Annotated in this window: 15 protein-coding genes; 10 read left to right on the top strand and 5 right to left on the bottom strand. The window is 41.2% G+C overall.

The annotated features are described in order from the left end of the window. The first annotated feature begins 28 nt into the window (after positions 1-28). The gene (gene mfd / locus K8F54_RS09995; protein WP_290790306.1) at positions 29-3,373 is read left to right on the top strand and encodes a transcription-repair coupling factor; all 3,345 of its coding nucleotides are present in this window, start codon (positions 29-31) and stop codon (positions 3,371-3,373) included. A gap of 106 nt (positions 3,374-3,479) precedes the next feature. Here mfd and K8F54_RS09990 read toward each other — a convergent pair whose 3' ends face one another. Together K8F54_RS09990 and K8F54_RS09985 are read right to left on the bottom strand one after the other, a co-directional pair. After that, entirely contained in the window at positions 3,480-3,839 is a 360-nt protein-coding gene (locus K8F54_RS09990; RefSeq protein ID WP_290790303.1) for a YraN family protein, read from the bottom strand. 70 nt (positions 3,840-3,909) lie between these two features. Further along, positions 3,910-4,806, bottom strand: coding sequence for an LD-carboxypeptidase (locus K8F54_RS09985; protein ID WP_290790300.1), 897 nt, complete (start codon positions 4,804-4,806; stop codon positions 3,910-3,912). 122 nt (positions 4,807-4,928) lie between these two features. On the opposite strand from K8F54_RS09985, the gene K8F54_RS09980 reads away from it, so the two are divergent. From K8F54_RS09980 to K8F54_RS09955, 6 genes are all read left to right on the top strand, one after another. Further along, positions 4,929-6,398 carry a DUF1800 domain-containing protein gene (locus K8F54_RS09980; RefSeq protein ID WP_290790298.1) on the top strand — a complete coding sequence of 490 codons (1,470 nt, stop codon included), beginning with the start codon at positions 4,929-4,931 and terminating at the stop codon, positions 6,396-6,398. Between the two features lie 6 nt (positions 6,399-6,404). Beyond that, the gene (locus K8F54_RS09975) at positions 6,405-8,027 is read left to right on the top strand and encodes a DUF1501 domain-containing protein (protein WP_290790295.1); all 1,623 of its coding nucleotides are present in this window, start codon (positions 6,405-6,407) and stop codon (positions 8,025-8,027) included. Between the two features lie 117 nt (positions 8,028-8,144). After that, entirely contained in the window at positions 8,145-10,214 is a 2,070-nt protein-coding gene (gene metG, locus K8F54_RS09970; RefSeq protein ID WP_290790292.1) for a methionine--tRNA ligase, read from the top strand. A 294-nt stretch (positions 10,215-10,508) separates the two neighbouring features. Then, positions 10,509-12,014 carry a phage tail sheath C-terminal domain-containing protein gene (locus K8F54_RS09965; protein ID WP_290790289.1) on the top strand — a complete coding sequence of 502 codons (1,506 nt, stop codon included), beginning with the start codon at positions 10,509-10,511 and terminating at the stop codon, positions 12,012-12,014. Between the two features lie 30 nt (positions 12,015-12,044). Beyond that, the gene (locus K8F54_RS09960; RefSeq protein WP_290790287.1) at positions 12,045-12,515 is read left to right on the top strand and encodes a phage tail protein; all 471 of its coding nucleotides are present in this window, start codon (positions 12,045-12,047) and stop codon (positions 12,513-12,515) included. 152 nt (positions 12,516-12,667) lie between these two features. Then, positions 12,668-15,274, top strand: a complete 2,607-nt coding sequence (locus K8F54_RS09955) for a T9SS type A sorting domain-containing protein (RefSeq protein ID WP_290790283.1) — start codon at positions 12,668-12,670, stop codon at positions 15,272-15,274. Positions 15,275-15,342: 68 nt separating this feature from the next. Here K8F54_RS09955 and ssb read toward each other — a convergent pair whose 3' ends face one another. Next, positions 15,343-15,678, bottom strand: a complete 336-nt coding sequence (ssb, locus tag K8F54_RS09950) for a single-stranded DNA-binding protein (protein ID WP_290790280.1) — start codon at positions 15,676-15,678, stop codon at positions 15,343-15,345. 235 nt (positions 15,679-15,913) lie between these two features. On the opposite strand from ssb, the gene K8F54_RS09945 reads away from it, so the two are divergent. The 3 genes from K8F54_RS09945 to acs are packed head-to-tail and all read left to right on the top strand — an operon-like array spanning position 15,914 to position 18,970. Next, complete coding sequence (locus tag K8F54_RS09945; RefSeq protein ID WP_290790277.1) at positions 15,914-16,513, top strand: GNAT family protein; 600 nt, start codon at positions 15,914-15,916, stop codon at positions 16,511-16,513. Next, positions 16,510-17,052, top strand: a complete 543-nt coding sequence (locus K8F54_RS09940; RefSeq protein ID WP_290790275.1) for a GNAT family N-acetyltransferase — start codon at positions 16,510-16,512, stop codon at positions 17,050-17,052. The genes K8F54_RS09945 and K8F54_RS09940 overlap by 4 nt, the downstream gene beginning before the upstream one ends. Before the next feature lie 10 nt (positions 17,053-17,062). Further along, a complete protein-coding gene (gene acs / locus K8F54_RS09935) occupies positions 17,063-18,970 on the top strand; it encodes an acetate--CoA ligase (RefSeq protein WP_290790272.1) in 1,908 nt (635 codons plus the stop codon). 35 nt (positions 18,971-19,005) lie between these two features. Here acs and K8F54_RS09930 read toward each other — a convergent pair whose 3' ends face one another. Together K8F54_RS09930 and K8F54_RS09925 are read right to left on the bottom strand one after the other, a co-directional pair. Next, positions 19,006-19,980: a class I SAM-dependent methyltransferase gene (locus K8F54_RS09930; RefSeq protein WP_290790269.1), complete on the bottom strand. Its 975-nt coding sequence runs from the start codon at positions 19,978-19,980 to the stop codon at positions 19,006-19,008. Between the two features lie 97 nt (positions 19,981-20,077). Then, positions 20,078-22,486, bottom strand: coding sequence for a TonB-dependent receptor (locus tag K8F54_RS09925; RefSeq protein WP_290790268.1), 2,409 nt, complete (start codon positions 22,484-22,486; stop codon positions 20,078-20,080). Between the last annotated feature and the right edge of the window lie 3 nt (positions 22,487-22,489).

Below are 22,489 nucleotides of genomic sequence, written 5' to 3'. Positions count from 1 at the left end.
AAATACAGCGTAGTATCTTTGCGCCTTTATGAGCAAAGCCTTGGTTTCTTCGCTTTTTGCACAGTCTTCGGCCACCCGAAAACTAGGGAAAGCTATTGCTCAATCCGAATCCAATATATGCGTTTCGGGTATGGTTGGCTCCGCGACATCGCTGATAATTGCTGAAGTTTTCAAAGCCACCGAACTACCCTTTTTATTAATTCTGAATGACAAAGAAGAGGCCGCCTACCACCTCAACGATCTTGAAAATATATTGGGAGATCAGCACGTGCTCTTTTATCCTGGAAGCTACCGAAGACCCTATCAAATAGAAGAAACAGACAATGCCAATGTGCTGCTTCGCTCCGAAGTGTTAAACCGTATCAATTCACGGAAAAAGCCGGCGCTCATCGTTACTTATCCCGAAGCCTTGTTCGAGAAAGTGGTGACCCGAAAAGAGCTTGAAAAGAATACGTTGAAGATTTCAGTGAACGACAATCTTACCATCGATTTTGTAAATGAAGTGTTGTTCGCGTATCACTTTAAGCGCACCGATTTTGTGACCGAACCCGGAGAATTTTCGGTGCGTGGTGGTATTCTGGATGTTTTTTCATTTAGCAACGATGAGCCTTATCGCATCGAATTCTTCGGCGACGATGTAGACAGTATTCGAACCTTCGATGTAGAAACGCAACTGTCCTTGGAACAGGTGAAAAAGGTCGCCATCATTCCCAATGTAGCCGACAAAATGATGGAAGAAAAGCGGGAAGGCTTTTTGAAGTATATTGCTGCTAAAACCGTGGTATTCCACAAAAATGAGGAACTAATTTTCAGTAGCATCGACAAGCTCTTCAAAAAGGCAACAGACACATTTTTAGAAATAAAAGGAGAAATAGCTGCGACAAGACCCGAGGAGCTTTTTTGCACCTCCGCGCTATTTAAAAAACAACTTTCAGAATTTACAACGGTCAAGCTTTCGGCAACACAGGACCCGGACTATCCGGTCCAGATTAAGTATCATACCTCCCCCCAGCCTTCATTTAATAAGCAATTCAATCTGCTTATCGAAAACCTAAATGCCAATACGGCCACTGGATATAAGAATTATATATTCTGCAGCAGCGAACAACAAGCCAAACGGTTTCATGACATTTTTGAAGATGCCGAACAAAAAGTAGATCAGTTTGAAACCCTTGTATTTCCACTTTATCAGGGGTTTATCGACCATGACGGACTATATGTTTGCTATACAGACCATCAAATCTTTGAACGTTACCATAAGTTTCAGTTAAAGAATGGCTACGCCAAAAAACAGGCGATTACCTTAAAAGAACTCACCAATTTGGAAGTAGGGGATTATGTCACCCATATCGATCATGGTATCGGGAAGTTTGGCGGGCTCCAAAAGATAGAGGTAGAAGGAAAAAAACAGGAGGCCATAAAATTAATCTATGGGGACCGTGATATTCTGTATCTCAGCATTCATTCGCTTCATAAAATTTCCAAGTACAACGGGAAGGACGGTACGGCGCCCAAAATCTATAAATTGGGAAGTGCTGCTTGGAAAAAACTCAAACAAAAAACCAAGACCCGTGTTAAGGAGATCGCTTTCAATCTAATTGAACTGTATGCGAAACGACGCCTGCAAAAAGGCTTTGCTTATGCTCCCGATTCGTATTTGCAATTAGAACTAGAATCTTCCTTTATCTATGAAGACACCCCAGATCAGATTACCTCGACCGAAGATGTGAAACGCGATATGGAAAGCGAACGTCCTATGGACCGCCTGGTCTGTGGCGATGTGGGCTTCGGAAAAACAGAGGTCGCCATTCGCGCTGCTTTTAAGGCTGTCGATAATGGAAAACAGGTCGCTGTATTAGTTCCCACGACCATCTTGGCCTTTCAACACCATAAAACCTTTACCGAACGATTGGCCGAAATGCCGGTGCGTGTGGATTATCTCAATCGATTTAGGACTACCAAAGAGCGTCGTACGATTTTAGAAGATCTTAAGAGTGGAAGGTTGGATATTGTGATCGGTACACATCAATTGGTTAACAAATCGGTTGTATTTAAAGATCTTGGCCTGCTTATTATCGATGAAGAACAGAAGTTTGGTGTGGCGGTAAAGGACAAACTAAAGACTATCAAGGAAAATGTGGATACACTTACCCTAACAGCAACACCAATTCCTCGAACGCTTCAGTTTAGTTTGATGGCGGCAAGGGATCTTTCTGTTATTACAACTCCTCCTCCCAATAGGTACCCGGTGGAGACCCATGTGATCCGTTTTTCGGAAGAAACCATTCGCGATGCCATTCGGTATGAAATTTCGCGCGGCGGACAGGTATTCTTTGTACACAATCGCATTGAAAATATTAAAGAAGTGGCCGGCATGATCCAACGATTGGTTCCCGATGCCAAGATTGGGATTGGTCATGGCCAAATGGAAGGTAAAAAGTTGGAGAATTTGATGCTGGCCTTTATGAATAATGAATTTGATGTCCTAGTGTCGACCACCATCATCGAAAGTGGCTTGGACGTGCCCAATGCCAATACCATGTTCATTAACAACGCGAATCAATTTGGCCTATCCGACCTCCACCAGATGCGGGGACGTGTGGGGCGAAGCAACAAAAAGGCGTTCTGTTATTTTATAACACCTCCCGATTCGGCCATGACCGATGATGCCCGAAAACGAATTACGGCCTTGGAACAATTTAGTGATTTAGGCAGCGGCTTGAATATTGCGATGAAGGATTTGGAAATTCGAGGCGCGGGCGATTTACTAGGGGGTGAACAAAGCGGATTTATCAATGAGATTGGTTTTGAAACCTATCAAAAGATCCTTGCAGAGGCGATCGATGAATTAAAAGAGAAGGAATTCAAAGATCTCTATACCGCTCCGGAATATCAGAAAAAAGACTACGTAAAAGAAATGGTGATCGATACCGATTTCGAATTGCTCTTCCCGGACGGCTATGTGAACAATATTACCGAACGCCTTAATCTATACACTAAATTAAACGAATTGAAGACTGAAGCAGAGCTTCAGAAATTTGAACAGGAATTGGTGGATCGCTTTGGAGAATTGCCCAAGCCCGCAGTAGATCTTTTAAACAGTGTTCGGATTAAATGGATTGCCATTTCCATGGGGCTGGAACGAGTGGTGATGAAAAAAGGGAAGCTCGTGGGTTATTTTGTGAGCGACCAGCAAAGTGCATTTTATCAAAGTCCCGCTTTTACCAAGGTGCTTCAGTTTGTGCAGGAGCATGCACAAACCGTTAAAATGAAGGAAAAAGAAACCCGGACCGGACTCCGATTGCTCTTGACCTTTGAACATATGACTTCCGTCCAAAAAATACTTACCGCATTTCAAAAATTTCAGCAATAAAAAGTGCGCGGGTTTTTTTGGTTTCTGAAGTTTAAATTTTGTGCAAACCAAACTTCAGAAGGGGTGTCAATGAACCCCTTGGATACAATGGAACCATGTTCACATGCTAAAAATGATAAAAGGCATTTTCAAAATGTTCTACGCTTTCGATTGTTTTATTTTTTAGGACTGAAATAATATCGAAGCGAACTTCCAAATCTAGATCATTGGCGATCATATATTCGTTTGCGGCCTTGACCAATAACTTGACCTTCCCTTTGGAAACAAAGTCCTGTGGATCTCCAAAATAGTCGCTATTTCGAGTCTTCACCTCAACAATGATGACCTGGTTGTCCTTCTGTGCGATGATATCAATTTCGGCCTTATCAAAGACAAAATTGCGCTTTAAAATGGCAAAGCCATTCCGAAGCAAATAATCTGCCGCCAATTGTTCTCCTATTTTTCCTAATTCGTTGTGATACGCCATTCTTTACGGTTTCACGTTTAATACTACGACTGTGTTTTGGAGAGTTCAATGGCTTCCGGGTGAAATATCCCTAGAATTGTAAAGTTACGCTTTTATCTTGAACAGTTAATGAGACCGTTCTACCCATGATCAATGCTCTGTTATCGTGTATATGTCCCGCCGGAAAGTAAAAACAGACAGGGAAATTGTAATCGGTAACGATATCGAAAACGATTTGCTCAGCAGTCCTTCCAAACGGAATTGTATTGTCTCGCATATCACTCATCCCCCCTACGATAATCCCGGCCACATTGTCAAACAGACCATTGCGCTTCAGGTTTTGTAGCATTCGGTCTATGTGATACAAGTATTCATCCAGATCTTCTATAAAGAGTATTTTACCTTGGGTGTCAATTTCTGAAGGACTTCCGCACAAGGAATACAACAAGGATAAATTTCCTCCAATGAGCTGCCCTTTGGCAACCCCGTTCGTATTTAATTTTCCTTTTGAAGGGTATGAAATTTTATAAGAGGCTCCAAAAAGTACTTTTTTTATGGAAGATCGGGTCGCTTCGGTCTTAGTCTCGATCTCCATGGCCATATTGGCGTGAAGTGTTTCAATTTGAAAGTTGTGAACATGTGAATGCAATACGGTAACATCACTATAACCAATGATCCATTTCGGGTTTTTTCTGAATTCTGAAAAATCGAGTGCATCAATAATACGCACTGTTCCGTATCCCCCTCTAGCACACCATATGGCCTTTATGTTTGGATGGTCCAACATTTGCTGAAAGTCGTTTGCTCGTACCACATCATCTCCTGCAAATTGATGTGCTTCGGCACCAATACTATTTCCGAGTTCAAAATGGAGTCCCCAATCATGCAAAAGAGAAAAAAATGGTTGCAGCTCTTTCTTTGTAATCTTTCGGGCGGTCGATACAATTCCAACGGTATCTCCGGGTTTCAGGAAAGGCGGTGTCTTCATAACTTAAATGTACGTGCTGGCAACAAAAAATGAAACTATTTCGTTAAAAATAGATCAAATATTTTGTAAGTAGCTATTATTCAGTATTTTTAAAAGCCGCAATCCCTGTAAAATGAACACCTATGGAAGCCATTACCTCCCTCTCGTGCAATACCGCTACGCTTGCTCCGTATGTACCTAGCGCACCAAATCCTTGGAATGTTAGCAAGGTAAAGCATGTGTATCGTCGCCTAGGATTTGGAGCAGCCCAAGCTGCTGTGGATGCCGCTTTGGCACTTAGTCCGAGTGAGTTTATAGACAATCTCGTAGACGGAGCTTTTAACCTGCCGACAACTGCAACTCCTTTTTGGGGGAATTATGCCGTAAGTGATTTCGGAGATTTTGAAACTGAAAATGAACAATATATCCTCGATTGGCGCTTGCAAAGCGCCAACGATTTTATTTCGGAGGATCTCCGCGGCCGACTAACCTTTTTTTGGACCAATCACTTTGTGACCGAGCTGGAAGTCTATTTTTATGCCCCGTATTTATTTCAGTATTACAATATAATTCAGTCGCATTGCGTAGGAAATTTTAAAGATTTTGTACATGATATTGGTATCAATCCAGCCATGCTTCTGTATCTCAATGGCTTTGAGAATACCAACTTCAATCCGAATGAAAATTATGCCCGGGAGTTATACGAATTATTCACCTTGGGTGAAGGAAATGGTTATACCGAATTCGATATTACCGAAACGGCACGTGCCTTAACCGGCTATAATCACTGGTCCGAACCAGGAGCCGCGATCTATTTCGATGTGGCAACCCACGACACAGGTTCAAAAACTATTTTCAACCAGACGGGAGCATGGGATTACGAGGATGTGATTACTATTCTTTTTCAGGAAAGAGGTGGTGAAATTGCCTTCAATATGTGTAAAAAGCTATATCAGTTTTTTGTAAGCCCCGATGTTGACACCATGATTGAACAGAATATAATTCAACCACTCTCTCAGACCTTAATTAACAATAATTTCGAATTAGTGCCTGTGCTTAAACAACTGTTTAAAAGTCAGCACTTTTTCGATGAACGAGCACTTGGCGTAGTGATCAAGAGTCCATACGACGTAATGTTTCATTTTACGAACGAATCCGATTTCTTTTACGACGATACCCTTATGGACGCTTTTGTGTATTACACCGGACTCATGGGGCAGGAGATATTTAATCCCCCCGATGTTTCGGGTTGGCAGCGGGACGAAACTTGGATCAATTCTTCCACCCTATCGGGGCGTTGGATTTTGATGGAGTTATATGTGGATTATCTGTTTGTTAACGGACATGAATTTTCCTTTACCGATCTAGCACGCGATCTCACCAATGATAGTAACGATCCCGAATTTATCACCCGAGTTTTGGTAGATCATTTTCTAGCGAAGGAATTGTATACCCCGGAAGATTATGATATCGCGACCGATATCTTTAAATGGGAAATCCCGCAAAACTACTACGACGAAGGCCTGTGGAATTTAAGCTGGTCTGAAGCACCTTTTCAGGTGTCCCTTTTACTAAAGCATATTGCCCGAATGCCCGAATTTCAACTTAAATAAACTGCTATGTGTATCCACGACCATATACCAAAACCTACTGAAAACTTGACAGAAGATAAGCATATTCACGATCAGGAGCATTCGCTTTGGAATCGGCGTTCGTTTATTCAGGCATTGGGTTTGGCCGGAGCCGGAAGTATGGTATTGGCCAACAGCGCCATTTCTGCATCCAAGGCATCCCCCTTGTCAATCGCGCTTTCGGAAAGTGAAAATGACAACATACTTGTGATCATCCGACTTAAAGGAGGGAACGACGGCTTAAACACCATAGTTCCTGTATACGATTATGGCACCTATGCCAATCTGAGGCCTACCATAAAACACCAACAGAGCGACCTGCTCAATTTAAATGCCGACTTTGCGATCCCCAATTATATGAGTAGTTTAGAATCGGTTTGGGGTGATGGAAATATGAAGGTGATCCACGGCGTAGGATATCCCGAACAAAACCTGTCGCATTTCCGCTCTTCCGACATTTGGGCCTCGACAGACGATATCAACTTCGAACCAACCGGTTGGTGGGGTCGTTATTTTGAAGATCTGTATCCCGATTATATAATCAACCCACCCGATATTCCGCCTGCTGTACAAATTGGAAGCCTTGGAAACCTCATTTTTGATGGCGTGGAATCCAATTACGCCTTTTCGGTAGCAAATCCGGCGCAGCTGGCAAATATTGCGGCAAATGGAGCGTTACACGATGTTATTAATATACCCGATTGTGTTTATGGCGATAAGTTGCTCTTTATGCGCGCCACAACAAATACAACTTTTACTTATGCCGATGTAATCCATGATGCCTATTTGGCGGCTAACAACGATGTGTCCTATGCAGACGAAGAGCTGGCAAATCAGCTGGCGATCATCGCACGATTGATCAAAGGCGGACTTGGGACGAAGGTATATATGGTAACTTTGGGAGGTTTTGACACCCACGCCAACCAAATAGAAGATCACAGAACCTTGCTTGAGGATCTGTCCAACTCGATTAAAAACTTTTACGACGATCTGGATGCGACCGGCATGCAGGACAATGTATTGGCAATGACCATTTCTGAGTTTGGCCGTCGTCCTTACGAAAATGGCTCCAACGGAACCGACCATGGTGCGGCATCTCCGGTAATGTTGTTTGGTCGCGGATTAAACGGAAGCGGTTTTGTAGGAGTCCATCCCGATCTGAATGTGTGGGACGGGAATGATAACTTAATTCCAACGACCGATTTCAGAAACGTTTATTCAAGTGTCTTGACCGATTGGTTTTGTTTGGATCCTTCGGTGGTAAATACCATTTTGTTAAATCAGAACTATGACACCTTAGACCTAGGGCTAAATTGCCAGGCCTTATCGACTTCCGACTTTAGCGACGTTTCAACACTTTCGCATGTGGCCGTGTATCAAAACAATCGAACCTATATCGAATTGCAAATGCCCGTAACCGCACATGTGGATATAAAACTATACGATATTCTTGGAAGAGAAATAGGAACCCTCAAAAATGAAGTGCTGTTTCAAGGCCGACATACCATAGATGTTCGGGCGGCAATTAATACGCGATTAAGCTATGGCCAATATATATACAGAATTAGCTTGGGTGGTCAATTTTATAGTAAATCCATCCTGATAAAATAGCTGAATGTATTTTTCTGAAAAGTCTTCGTGAAGTTGAAGACTTTTCTTCTTTTAGGATGTCTTCTTCCGAAGATAAAATCCCTATTTTTGTGCTTTCCAATAAAACTAGCTTTCTTTATGAAAGATCCGATCAAGAGATACACCATCACTGCAGCACTGCCCTATACCAATGGCCCGGTTCATATTGGTCATTTAGCGGGGGTGTATGTGCCCGCCGATATTTATGCGCGTTATCAACGTTTACAAGGAAAGGATATCGTCTTTGTATGTGGTAGTGACGAACATGGTGTGCCAATTACCATTAAGGCTAAAAAAGAAGGTATTACACCGCAGCAGGTGGTGGATAAATATCACGCTATTATTAAACAATCTTTTGAAGACTTCGGAATTTCCTTTGATAACTATTCCCGTACTTCGGCTGAAATACACCACAAAACAGCCTCTCATTTTTTTGAAAATCTATACAATGATAATAAGTTTATTGAAGAAGTAACCGAACAATTTTATGATGAGGCAGCGGGACAGTTTTTGGCAGATCGTTTTATCGTAGGTACCTGTCCCAAATGCGGTTTTGAAGAAAGCTACGGTGATCAATGTGAAAATTGTGGCACCTCCCACAACGCCACCGATCTTATCAATCCGAAAAGTGCAATTACAGGAGCTATTCCTACGCTAAAAGAAACCAAGCATTGGTTCTTACCCTTAGATCAGTACGAAGCTTGGTTAAAAGAGTGGATCATCAAGGGACATAAAAAAGATTGGAAAACCAACGTCTATGGGCAATGCAAATCATGGATCGATGATGGGTTACGACCACGTGCGGTAACGAGAGATCTCGACTGGGGTATCCCTGTACCCGTTAAAGGTGCCGAAGGCAAGGTGTTGTATGTATGGTTTGATGCACCAATAGGATATATTTCGGCCACAAAAGAATGGGCGATTCGTGAAGGAAAAGACTGGAGGCCTTATTGGAGAGATGAAAGTACCAAGTTATTACACTTTATTGGCAAGGACAATATTGTATTTCACTGCATCATATTCCCCGCCATGTTAAAGGCCGATGGACGGTATATTCTACCTGATAATGTGCCCGCTAACGAATTTTTAAACCTAGAGGGAAACAAAATCTCTACCTCCAAAAATTGGGCGGTATGGTTGCATGAATACCTGAAAGAATTTCCAAACCAACAGGATGTATTGCGCTATGTCCTCACGGCAAACGCTCCCGAAACCAAGGACAATGATTTTACTTGGAGTGATTTCCAAGCTAGAAATAATAACGAATTGGTGGCCGTTTTCGGAAATTTTATCAATCGGGTGGTTGTCCTTACTGAAAAGTATTATCAAGGCGTGGTGCCGAAACCCGGTTCCCTTTCTGAAGTAGACCTACAAGTTTTGAAAGAATTACGTGCCTATCCTGCGGTAATCTCTAGTTCGATTGAACGCTACCGTTTTCGGGAAGCACAGATGGAATTGATGAATGTGGCCCGCCTTGGAAACAAATACCTCGCCGATGAGGAGCCCTGGAAAACCATTAAAACGGACGAAGAACGAACGAAAACTGTTATGTACGTGGCACTGCAGATTGCTTCGGCCTTGGCGGTTTTAAGTGAACCCTTCTTGCCGTTCACTTCAGACAAACTGAAAGTCATTTTAAATATTGGGAAAGGAAAGACCGCCCTTAAATGGTCCCATGTGGCATCCAAGAAAGGCCTGCTCCCATCCGGTCATACCATTGGTAAGGGAGAATTACTCTTCAGTAAAATAGAGGACGAGCAAATTCAGCAACAATTAGACAAATTACAAGCCAGTAAAAAAGCAAACGAAGTGATGAACGCAACTGTAACCCCTCAAAAAGAAACTATTCAATTTGACGATTTTACGAAATTAGACATGCGAGTGGGAACGATCCTTGAAGCCGAAAAAATGCCGAAAGCGAAAAAGCTTTTAGTGTTAAAAGTCGATACCGGAATTGATGTGCGAACCATTGTTTCAGGAATCGCTGAAAGTTTTTCTCCTGAAGAAATTATAGGCAAAAAAGTCACCGTCTTGGTCAATTTGGCACCAAGAGCTTTGCGGGGTGTGGACAGTGAAGGCATGATCCTTATGACCGAAACCCCGGAAGGGAAATTGGTATTTGTCAATCCCGATTCCGACAGTGTGGTAAACGGGGCTACTATAAATTAATCCTCCCTCCATCGTTTCTTTTTTTAATACTTCTGAGAATCCAAATAAGTAGTTACCTATTAATAGTAAACTAAGTTTATAAGTAATTTCGAATGAATTACGCATAAGCACCTATTGGATTGTAGTGTCTTTAGTGTTATTCCTATTTCCTAAAATTCTATATTGTGGTTTGCTTAGCTATTTAATTAAAGTCCAATAGAGACAAGAAAGGAATATAGAATTTTATAAATGGTTGGAGATTGCAGTGACAAGCAGCTTGAAAATTATCATATATGTCTAACTTAAATCAAAAATATGTCGGCTAAAATGAAAACACCGGGTGTATATATTCAAGAGCTGGATGCTTTTGGGAATTCGGTAGTGCCTATTCCAACTGCTGTTCCTGTGTTCATTGGATATACCCAAAACACTTCGCACAACGGAACTAGCCTCTTAAACATGGCCTTCAGACTTTCCTCCCTTACAGATTTTCTAACTGTTTTTGGCGAAGATCCGCCTCGGACAAAATTCGATATAGTTTCCACTACAACAGATCCGGATTTTACGACAGCCAATTCGCAAGGTTATAATTTGAATCCAACCACAGCTTTGTTCAAATTGCATGCGGCTATGAAATTATTCTACGCAAATGGTGGTACCGATTGTTTTGTGATGAGTATTGGCGATTATACCTCTCTTTTAGACAAAACAAAGTTTACCAATGCCATAGATCTTCTCAAAAATGAAACGGAACCAACTGCACTAGTAATCCCGGATGCCGTTATTTTTGATGACCAGAGCGCCTATGATATTGCAAATAAAATGATCAATCACTGCGCTGAGACGAAGGATAAGGTGTCCATTTTAGACATCCCAAATGGATTTGAAGATCTTCAACAAAACCCGAATTGTATTGATTCGTTTAGGAATGGTGTGGGCGGAATTATGTCAAGCAGTAACAGCTATGCAGCGGCCTATTATCCCTGGCTACATACATCGATCTATCAGTTTTCTGATATTTCATATGACCATCTCACAGAATCAGCCTTAAGTGTATTAATCGATTTATTGAACCAGGAATTTCCGGTCTCAGCGTTGAACCAAGAATCCGGAATGGCTATTTTGATAGCTAATTTGACAAACACCGGTGCTCAAGAAACTTCAAGAAACGAGGCACATGTCGTCTTATCAAATCAAAGTGCTACTTATAAATTGGTTTTGGAGGTAATTCAGAAAAAGTTGAACCTGTTACCTCCTAGTGCCGCTATGGCAGGAATTTACACGGCTGTAGATAACAACGAGGGCGTTTGGAAGGCACCCGCCAATGTGGCCGTCCAAAGTGTGGTCAAGCCCGCAGTAAACATAGATCACGATACGCAACAAGATTTGAATGTACCCATAAATGGAAAGTCGGTTTGTGCCATAAGAACTTTTCCCGGCCATGGGACCCTTGTTTGGGGTGCCAGAACACTTGATGGCAACTCCAACGATTTTAGGTATATTAATGTCCGCAGATCGCTTATTTATATTGAACAATCGGTTAAAGATGCGTGCAAAGCCTATGTATTTGCTAGTAACGACGCCAATACATGGACTCAGGTGCAAAGTATGATTGAAAATTTTTTAACCGGCCTATGGCGACAAGGTGGTCTGGTAGGGCCAAAGCCGGCAGATGCCTTTTCAGTCTCTGTTGGATTAGGCACAACAATGACAGTTCAGGACATCACAAACGGTATAATGCGAATATCATTAGCAGTTGCTTTGTCGCGTCCTGCTGAATTCATAGTTATCTCTTTTGAACAGCAAATGCAAAGAACATAAATACGATATTACTATTAAAAACTAAAAATCATGGCAGATGATGGTTCAAAACAAGACGCTACTTGGCCTGTACCAAAGTTCTACTTTTCAGTGCAATTAGGGTCACAAGACAATACGGTTTCCTTTCAGGAAGTATCCGGGATTTCCATGGAGATGGATACAGAGGAAATAACAGAAGGTGGGAACAATAGTTTTAAACATAGAATTCCTACCTCTGTAAAACACTCGAATCTCATTTTAAAGAGAGGGATGGTCCCTAATAATTCGGAACTGGCTGTCTGGTGTATGGATGCCCTGAGTGGGAATCTTACAAACCAAATTGAACCTAAAACAATTATCGTCTCCCTGCTGAATGAAAATGGTTTGCCTGTAATGGTCTGGAAATTTGTCAATGCCTGGCCAGTAAAATGGGCTGTTGCCGATTTAAACTCAATGAACAATGAGATGCTCATTGAATCGCTGGAGTTTGCTTATGGCTATTTTGAAGTGGCGGGAGTTTAATATGTTAAATTATTGATTCCCAATCGATTTCGTATTTCACAATATGGAAATGATTATCGGGATTATCGTATAAACGAATTAGATTAATGAACTTTCGATATATTTCGATTCCTATTTTCCATTTAATACGATCTATTTTTAATCAGCCCACTATGAAAAATAAAGTTTTACCCTCCATTGTCGGATTAATTTGTATTGTTTTTGCTGTAAGTCTGCTTTTTAAGCAAGACAATAAGTCACAGATTGAAACGAAGGTTGAGGCATCAGAAGTTAAAACTTCAGGAGCGGGTCAAAGTTTAGATGCGTGGTCTTTCGAAAGAGCTTATCCCAATAATTATGTCCCAACCTCAAAATATTTGGAAGCTTATAATGAAAACAAAATTATCTTCGATTCGCAAGAATCTGTAATAGGCGAATGGGAATCATTGGGACCTATAAATATTGGAGGAAGGATGCTATGTTTAGCCTTTCACCCTACCGATGAAAATATTATTTACGCCGGATCTGCTAGTGGTGGATTGTGGAGAACCAATAGTCAAGGATTGGGTCAAAATGCATGGGAGTATGTGCCAACCGGATTTCCGGTGCTGGGTGTTGCAGCTATAGCTATAGATCAAAACATTCCAAATACAATCGTTATTGGAACCGGTGAGACCTACGGAATTGGTTTTGCCGAACCGGGAACTACGGTGCGTCTCACTCGAGGAACCTATGGTATTGGTATCCTCAAATCAACCGATGGAGGTGCTAATTGGTCTCATGTACTGGTCTTTGATGAGAACGAAATCAAAGGAGTCCAAGATATCGTTATCCATCCGCAGAATTCACAAATTATGTTTGCAGCTGCCACAGATGGTGTTTATCGAAGCACCAATGGTGGTGACAACTGGTCTTTGGTTTTCAATGAGTTGAATTGTATTGATATAGAAATTGATCCTTCGAATGGAAATACACTCTACGTTACACAAGGTAATTTTAACAATGCACTGGATCCTAACCTATGCGGTATTTTTAAATCGACCGATGGAGGAAATTCTTTTAACGAATTGTTAGATCCAGGATTAATTGCAGCTTGGTCCGGTAATGCAAAACTTGAAATTGATCCTTCAAACACCAATACAATTTATGCTTCTATTCAGGTAGGATGGTTTAATACAGATCCTACTACGCCGGCTGGTTTATACAAATCGAGCAATGGAGGTGTCAATTGGGCCAAAATAAATGATCAAAATATTGCTCAATATCAGGGTTGGTATTCTCATGACATTGCAGTGAATCCAATGAATCAAAATGAAATGCTATATGTTGGTATTTCAGGTTGGAAGTCTACTGACACAGGATTAAACTTCTTAGCAAAAACAGCAAACTCCTGGTCCATGGGACAAATTTTGGTTACTGAGCCGGAAGGACTCCCAAATTATGTGCATTCAGACATTCACGCAGTTTATTATCACCCACTAAATAACAAGGTCTATATGGCTTCAGATGGCGGTGTGTTTGTGTCGGAGGATGGAGAAATTCCATATACCACATTGAATGGAGGACTTCAAACCACCCAATTTTACGCCGATATGGCAAGTTCGGCACAAGATCCAAATTATTGTATGGGTGGAGCACAGGACAATGCCTCTTATATTTATAAGGGTGAACCTTCTTGGTGGCGAGTCATTGGCGGTGACGGAATGTCGGCTTCTGTGCATCAAGACGATGATTCCATAGTATTTGGTTCGTGGCAGGGATTGAATATTGTTAAATCAGTAAACGGAGGTGATTCCTTTTTCAATATTGGCCCTAACTTAGAGCCCAATGATTATACGGCCTTTTCGGCTCCGTATGAGCTAGCTCCTTCAAATCAAGATGTGATGTATGCCGGAGGCACTATACTATATAAGTCGACTGATATTGGGGCAACGTGGGCTCCTACGGCGAATCAATCGGTTGATGGAGGCAACGTAATTATGAAAATAGCTATTTCGCCCTTCAATGAAAATGTGGTGTATGTAGCTACGGTGGGAGATCCCTTCGGAACGTGGGGAGGACCTCCTAAAATACTGAAATCGACCAATGGAGGACAGAGTTTTACCGTATTAAACGGATTGCCAAATCGTGTATGCAAGGACATCGAGATAGATCCAAACGATCATAATATCGTGTATGCCGTATTCTCGGGATTCGGATCGGATCATGTATTCAAATCGATTAATGGAGGTGTAAATTGGACGGCCATTGATGGAATTCTTCCCGATATACCCACAAATACTATTGCCATTGATCCTTTAAATTCTAGTGATCTTTACGTAGGCAATGATCTGGGTGTTTACTATTCGGAAGATGGAGGCGCATCCTGGGAGTCGTTTGCCGAAGCCTTGCCAGAGGCTACCATGGTCTACGATTTAAACGTCTCGCCCTTAAACAGAAAGTTGCGAATCGCAACACATGGACATGGAATTTGGGAAAGGTCTTTTGTAAACGATCCTTTGGCTGTGGCCGAATTTGATTTGGTATCAGACATAAAACTATCTCCCAATCCGGCATCGGAACTTGTCTATTTGGACCTGCTTCTTGAAAGTGATCTCGGAAATGTTTCTGTTACGGTATTTTCTTTATTAGGGCAAAAGGTGGCCTCTTTGTATGAAGGTCAATTCAACGCCGGAAAACATAAGATTACTTTTAATGTTTCAGAATATAGGTCAGGACTCTATTTCATACGATTGAAGGGGGACAATTTTGAGGTGACAAAAAGGCTTTTGGTACGATAGTCAAATGCAATGTCTTTGAGATAAAAATAAAAAAAGGGGAGTTAAAACTCCCCTTTTTTTATCGACAACTACTTACTTCCCAGAAGCAATAGCTCACTACATACTACTTCGGTGATGTATTTTTTGTTGCCATCTTTGTCATCGTAAGAGCGATGCGCCAATTTTCCTTCAACGGCTACTTCTTTTCCCTTGGTGACATAGGATTCAATAATTTCCGCGGTCTTGCCCCAGGCCACTACGTTATGCCATTGGGTATCGGTAACGCGTTCTCCTTTTTGATTTTTGTAAGTGTCATTTGTTGCGATACTAAATTTGGCCAATTTCTTTCCGGATTCTAAGGTGATAATTTCCGGGTCATTTCCTAAATTTCCAATCAACTGTACTTTGTTTCTAAGTGTGTTCATAATACAAAATTTTAATGTTAAACAGTTAAGAACTTTGAACCACGATGATTCAACACTGCAAATATGAAACACAAACCAAATACGAATCGGTTGTTACGTATTTACTATCGATTATAGTTACTTGTAATCATTTGTAATCATGTATCTATCTGTTTTTGGGCCTTTTACAAATTTGCACTATTTCTGAAAACATTTATAAAAATTTAATTGTAACTTCATTTTTTAATAAAATTCAATGGGAAACTTCGACAGTACCGCTACCTATATTCTAGAAAATGACGCCGTACAACTCCGCCCTATAAAAATGGAAGACCTAGAGCAATTAAGTATTTACTCCATTTATGAACCCCACCTATGGGACTATTCACTCACACCTGCCAATGGTGTGGAAAATTTAAAAAAATACTTAGAATTAGCCCTAAAAGGAAGAACAGAAAAAACAGCTTATCCCTTTGTCGTATTTGATAAACGACATCACAAATACGTAGGCAGTACTCGATTTTATGATATTCAAGAGCAGCACAATACGGCGCAATTAGGATATACCTGGTACGGTAGTGAATTTCAAGGAACCGGTCTCAATAAAAACTGTAAATATTTGCTTCTTGAATTCGCATTTGAAACCATGGGCTGGGAGCGCGTAGAATTTCGGGCCGATGCCAAAAACCTACGAAGTATTGCCGCTATGAAAAGTATTGGATGTACCGTTGAAGGAATTTTGCGAAGCAATTGCAAAAGTGCTTCGGGAAGACGAGACAGCATTGTGTTGAGCATCTTAAAGGACGAATGGTATGCTTCGGTAAAAAATACACTGGCTGAAACAATTAAACTATGAATTTGGAAACACACCGTTTATGCCTTACTGAAATTACTTCAGAAGATATCAAACACATTCACAACATGAATCAACATCCCGCTGTCGCAGCATTTAATACCATTGGGATCCCAAAAACGCTTTCTGTAACTCAAAAATTGTTACAGCCCATTTTAAAAGATCAACAACGTAAGGAACGTTCTATTTATGCTTGGACCATCAAACTGAATAGCACTGATGAGTTTATCGGTGAAATTGGAATGCACCTTTCTTCAAAAAAATATAGCAAAGCAGAAATTCATTACAGTCTATTACCCAAATTTTGGGGAAATGGATATGCCACCGAAACCGTCAAAAAAGTAATTAGTTTTGGCTTCGAAACGCTACAATTACACCGAATTACAGCCGGAGTAGCGACAAAAAATGAAGCTTCTATTAAAATACTGGAAAAAGTGGGGATGAGCCGCGAAGGACACTGCCGAAAGATTCTCCCATTATCATCGGGTTGGGCCGATAATTTTGAATATGCTATCTTAGAAGAAGATAAAAGAAACTATTAAACGCCCCTTTATGAGCAATTATCATATCAAAAATTTAGAGGAGTATTTTCAGGTATACCGAAAGTCGGTTCGCGAACCTGTGGCCTTTTGGGAAGAAATAGCCGAAGAACATTTTGTATGGCAAAAACGCTGGACTGAAGTTCTCTCATGGGATTTCACCAAACCTGAAATAGCTTGGTTTAAAGGAGCAAAGCTCAACATTACAGAAAATTGTATTGATCGACATCTCACTAATCGGGCAAATAAAACGGCCATCTTATTTGAGCCCAATAACCCGGAGGAAAGCGCACAACATATTACCTACAAACAATTACATGAACAGGTGTGTAAGTTTGCCAATGTCTTAAAAAGTAAAGGAATTCGAAAAGGCGATCGCGTATGTATTTATCTTCCTATGATCCCCGAATTGGCTATTTCGGTGTTGGCCTGTGCCCGTATCGGTGCGATTCACTCTGTCGTATTTGCGGGATTTTCGGCAACTGCACTCGCGACAAGGATTAACGATAGTGAATGCAAAATGGTGGTCACTAGTGATGGTGCCTTCAGAGGTAATAAAACAATCGATCTCAAAGGAATCGTCGATGAGGCTTTGGAAAATTGTCCCTGCGTGGCCAGCGTTTTAGTTGCAAAACGAATAGACAGTGCTGTCAACATTAAAAAAGACAGAGACTTATGGTTACAACCCTTACTGGACGCCGCTTCCTCTATGTGCCCGGCAGAGATCATGGATGCCGAAGACCCTCTATTTATCTTATATACGTCCGGTTCCACGGGGCGACCTAAAGGAATGGTACACACCACGGCCGGTTATATGGTCTATACTGCTTATACCTTTAAAAATGTGTTTCAATACCGTGAAAACGACGTTTATTGGTGTACCGCCGATATTGGTTGGATTACGGGACATAGCTATATTCTTTATGGTCCGTTGGCAAATGGAGCCACTTCGGTACTATTTGAAGGTGTCCCTACCTATCCCGATTATGGTCGCTTTTGGGAGATTGTTGAAAAACATGCAGTAACACAATTCTATACAGCCCCAACGGCCATTCGAGCTATCGCCAAGGAATCACTGCGTTTTGTAGAAAACCACGAGCTTTCCTCTCTTAAAATTCTTGGCACGGTTGGCGAACCCATAAACGAAGAGGCCTGGCATTGGTACAACGATAATATTGGCAAAAAGAAATGTCCCATTGTGGATACGTGGTGGCAGACCGAAACAGGGGGGATTCTTATTTCGCCAATACCTTTTTCAACACCTACTATCCCTACCTTCGCAACACTACCCCTTCCGGGAATTCAACCCTGCTTGATGGACGAAAACGGTAAAGAAATTTCAGGAAAACAAGTGGACGGGCGACTGTGTATTAAATTTCCATGGCCCTCTATGGCCCGTACTATTTGGGGCGACCATCAACGGTATAAAGACACCTATTTTTCGACCTTTCCTAATAATTATTTTACCGGCGACGGTGCTTTACGGGACAGTACGGGATATTATAGAATTACCGGTCGCGTTGACGATGTGATTATTGTTTCGGGCCATAATCTTGGGACAGCACCCATTGAGGATGCAATCAATGAACACCCAGCCGTGGCCGAGAGCGCTGTTGTGGGATTCCCGCACGATGTAAAAGGCAATGCACTATATGGGTATGTGATCCTAAAGGAAGTGGGAGAGCAACGGAATCATGAAAATCTTCGGAAGGAAATCAATCAGATTATTACTGAACACATTGGCCCAATTGCCAAACTAGAGAAGATCCAATTTACCAATGGTCTTCCTAAGACCCGAAGCGGGAAAATTATGAGACGCATCCTGCGGAAGATCGCAGGTGGAGAAACCGAAAGCCTTGGTGATACCAGTACATTACTAAATCCTGAAGTGGTTCAGGAAATTATAGAAAATTCGATCTAAGTAATAAGGATCTCCCAACGCTTTAAACCAAATAACTAATTGTTTTTTGAATACACCCCAAATACAAAATCACTCTCATGATGAAGCAGATATGTGTCTTCAAAGGTGAAAAGACTTTCAAGTATCTTTTCCTGTTCGGGATTGGGGTTTACAAAATGATGTGCTATATCTTTTAAGGTACTCATTAAGATATTGCCTCCATAGGGTTTTTCCTCTACCGTAGTAAAATGTGAATGAATGGCCGGTAGTATTGCTTGGGAGTCTATACATTCACTCGGATCGGCAATTATCATACGCCATACACCGCTTCCGTAATATCTATTTTTTGATAAATTCGTCTTAAAACGTTTCCTATATGGGGGAGGTATTAGTTTAAGCGCCTTATTAACCGCCTTAATTTGTTCTTTCGGATATTGTAAACGATTGGGGCCTACATATTCATTGATAACCACCATCCCCTCTTCTTTTAAGGTAGATTTCACCTGAGTTGATAAAAGTTGCTCAACATGTTCAAAATGGTGTAGTGAAGCGTTGAACAAAACCATATCAAAGTAGTTTGGCGGAAACTCGTACGCATTGAGATCACTACAAATAAAATGAATGTTATTCAATCCCTGTTCTTGCGCCACCTTCTCAGCCTGTTGCAATCTGTTTTCAGCAATGTCTACACATACAATCTCTCCAAAAGATGAAAAATTTGCCAACTCCAATTCGTGGGTACAAGTTCCAGATCCCAATGAAAGTACACGAACTTCTTTTCTTTCTTTAAAATAGGTTTCGGCTAGATGTTGTTTGTAATTCACGTGGGCCTTGCCCGTTATTAATAAATTCCAGCGTTCCCGCACCTGTGGGATAATCCACCAATTTGAAGATTGTGAAAAGGTATTATCAAAGGCGCTTTTAGTCCTCGATCTAGAATTGATTGTAAATTTGCTAAAAAGAAAGTGTGTTCCACGTTGAACTACTTTTGAATACACATCAATAAAATCATCTAAAGTAATCCAGCGCATAGTACAGCCTAAAAATCCATTTAATTTTGGCAAATATAGCGCAATCTGTGGAGTTTATTCTGAAGCAGGAGCTTGTTTAACTCTCAAGGCTTCACGATTAAAATTTATAGTTGGCCGAAACAATCAAATTGGTTCCTGCAGCTGCAATTCCACTACTGTATGGGCGGTACCGTTGATTGGTGATATTTTCCAGGGTTGCATTTAACAGAAGGGCTTTTGTGAGATTATATTGTGCGCCGAAATTCAAAGTGTACCACCGAGGAGCATAGGGGTTTCCATTTCCGTCTTTTGCATAGAGATAGTCATTCGCCGCCTGGCTGGTTGCGAGGTCTTCAAAATCGAATTGTCCATTGTATTCAACATAGGCATCGAATTTCCATTTATTGTTAGTAAACTTAAGATGGGTATTGCCAAATTGTGGCGCGGCACTTCTAATTGGTGAATGGTCTCCATTGTCTTCTTCTTCATATCCATCAACCATATTATACTGAGAGGTTAGCTGTAGTGACTTACAAAAATTCACCTCTATTCCGGCTTCAAATCCGTAGATTTCAGCCTTGGCGGCATTCTGAATTGCTTGAACATTACTCAGTTCTCCCTGATATTCAATTTCTGTTTCACCATTCAGATTAAAATCACGACGCACCAATGCATCGTCTAAAACTGTATAATAACCCGCGACATCCAACTTCACTATATTGTCGAAATTTAGTGTTGCACCAAGCTCACCGTTGGTGGCGTATTCGGGCTTTAAATCGGGATTAGGCACCACAACACTCCCCGGTTCGCTGTCAAAAATCTTACCTACGTCATCCACATTAGGGGCTCTAAAGGCAGTTCCAAAATTTAATCGCCATCCCAATATTTCACTAGGTTGCCAAGCAATTCCTGCACTTCCGGTTAGCGCTCCTGTCTCAATATCGGCATCTTTAAATGGAAATGAATAAAATGGACTATCGAAAGCAGCTTTTAAAATAATATGATTGTAACGAAGTCCGGCCTGAAATGAAAGGTTTTCAACCAAATTGTATTGTAAACTTCCATAAGCGGCCATTGATTGCCAAGTTGCCCCATCGGGATAACGAGAAGTATCCGGTTGAGAAACCCCTGTAGTAATATCGGTATTACTTCCTTCACTGTTTACTTTATTGAAAACATATTCGACACCATAAAATAGTTTACCATTGTTAAAATCCTTTTCGAAATCGAATGCCCCACTATATGCCGATACAATTTCTTCGGTTTCAAACAGTGTTGGTTTTCCAAAATCTCGATCGTGTCGGCTCTCTTTAAAGCGTTGGTAGGAAATTGTTATAATACTTTCATCATAAATCCCTCCGTTATAGGCATTGTTTTTAGCTTGTAAATTGCCCGACATCCATTCTTGCGGACCGTAGTACCATTCAGCGGCTCGCAAATTACCATTCCGCTTTCGTATTAAGCGATCATATCGAGGATAGTCACCCGTGGTGGTATAAAACAATCCCAAGTCAAAATCCCATTTTTCGGATGGCATATACCGTACTTTTTGCATAGCGTTGATCTGGTGATACCCTGTAGACACCTGCACTCTCGGATCTGGATTTGTTACTACCACATCTTCTCCATTCACTATTTCTATATATTCCGGGCGTAAGTAATCGTCCGGGCCGTATTTTCCCATTTTCAGATCGTCAAAATCACTAAAGGTGATGCTGGTAAGAAATGCCCATTCCTTAGCGCCTATATTTAAGTCAACATGTCCGGTTTTTTCCTCATTGGCAGTACTATAACGCGCCGAAACATTACCTCCTAGCGTCATTCCCTTTTCAAAGGAAAATTTTGGCCTTTTTGTATAAAAATTCATGACACCACCAATTGCATCACTCCCATAAACAACACTTCCTGGCCCTAAAATGACTTCGGTACGATCTATAGAAAATGGATCAATACTAATAACGTTTTGTACATTTCCACTTCTAAAAATAGCGGTATTAAAGCGCACACCGTCAACGGTCATTAGCAATCGGTTTGTTGAAAATCCACGAATCATGGGGCTTCCGCCTCCTAACTGACTTTTTTGGACATATACTTGTCCACTGTTTTGAAGCAGATCTGCAGCCGTTTGTGGGTTTTCAAACTGTATATCAGCTGCCGAGACACTTACTATTTGCTGAGATATGTCTTTCTTTTTAAGTCCGAATTTAGACACGGAGAGCACTACCTCATCCAATGCGCTGGCATCCACCATAAGATACACCCTATTACCGGCATCCAAGATATCTCTCTTAGACAAAGCTCTTTTGACATGCGATATATGCTGAAAATGGATGGTTTCATCCATCGAAAAGGCCGATATATCAACTTTTCCATCAAAATCGGTAACCCCGCTCTTTGACTGATCAGCGTTAAAAAGAGCAACTCCAATTATTGGCTCATTTGAATTTTCTTCTAAAACTTGAATGGATTGCGCCGAGACTAGATGACCTATTAGCACAAAAAATGTGAGTAGTAATGATAACTTCATTCT

It is taken from the genome of Altibacter sp., assembly GCF_019913785.1.
In the GTDB taxonomy this organism is placed as follows: Bacteria; Bacteroidota; Bacteroidia; order Flavobacteriales; family Flavobacteriaceae; genus Altibacter.
This window is presented reverse-complemented; position numbering and strand designations above follow the sequence as displayed.

Excerpts from the sequence above, each read along its gene's own strand:
- ssb (WP_290790280.1), bottom strand. The coding sequence starts at position 15,678 with ATGAACACACTTAGAAACAAAGTACAGTTGATTGGAAATTTAGGAAAT.
- K8F54_RS09955 (WP_290790283.1), top strand. The coding sequence starts at position 12,668 with ATGAAAAATAAAGTTTTACCCTCCATTGTCGGATTAATTTGTATTGTT.
- K8F54_RS09980 (WP_290790298.1), top strand. The coding sequence starts at position 4,929 with ATGGAAGCCATTACCTCCCTCTCGTGCAATACCGCTACGCTTGCTCCG.
- mfd (WP_290790306.1), top strand. The coding sequence starts at position 29 with ATGAGCAAAGCCTTGGTTTCTTCGCTTTTTGCACAGTCTTCGGCCACC.
- K8F54_RS09940 (WP_290790275.1), top strand. The coding sequence starts at position 16,510 with ATGAATTTGGAAACACACCGTTTATGCCTTACTGAAATTACTTCAGAA.
- K8F54_RS09965 (WP_290790289.1), top strand. The coding sequence starts at position 10,509 with ATGTCGGCTAAAATGAAAACACCGGGTGTATATATTCAAGAGCTGGAT.
- acs (WP_290790272.1), top strand. The coding sequence starts at position 17,063 with ATGAGCAATTATCATATCAAAAATTTAGAGGAGTATTTTCAGGTATAC.
- K8F54_RS09975 (WP_290790295.1), top strand. The coding sequence starts at position 6,405 with ATGTGTATCCACGACCATATACCAAAACCTACTGAAAACTTGACAGAA.
- K8F54_RS09990 (WP_290790303.1), bottom strand. The coding sequence starts at position 3,839 with ATGGCGTATCACAACGAATTAGGAAAAATAGGAGAACAATTGGCGGCA.
- metG (WP_290790292.1), top strand. The coding sequence starts at position 8,145 with ATGAAAGATCCGATCAAGAGATACACCATCACTGCAGCACTGCCCTAT.
- K8F54_RS09930 (WP_290790269.1), bottom strand. The coding sequence starts at position 19,980 with ATGCGCTGGATTACTTTAGATGATTTTATTGATGTGTATTCAAAAGTA.
- K8F54_RS09985 (WP_290790300.1), bottom strand. The coding sequence starts at position 4,806 with ATGAAGACACCGCCTTTCCTGAAACCCGGAGATACCGTTGGAATTGTA.
- K8F54_RS09960 (WP_290790287.1), top strand. The coding sequence starts at position 12,045 with ATGGCAGATGATGGTTCAAAACAAGACGCTACTTGGCCTGTACCAAAG.
- K8F54_RS09925 (WP_290790268.1), bottom strand. The coding sequence starts at position 22,486 with ATGAAGTTATCATTACTACTCACATTTTTTGTGCTAATAGGTCATCTA.
- K8F54_RS09945 (WP_290790277.1), top strand. The coding sequence starts at position 15,914 with ATGGGAAACTTCGACAGTACCGCTACCTATATTCTAGAAAATGACGCC.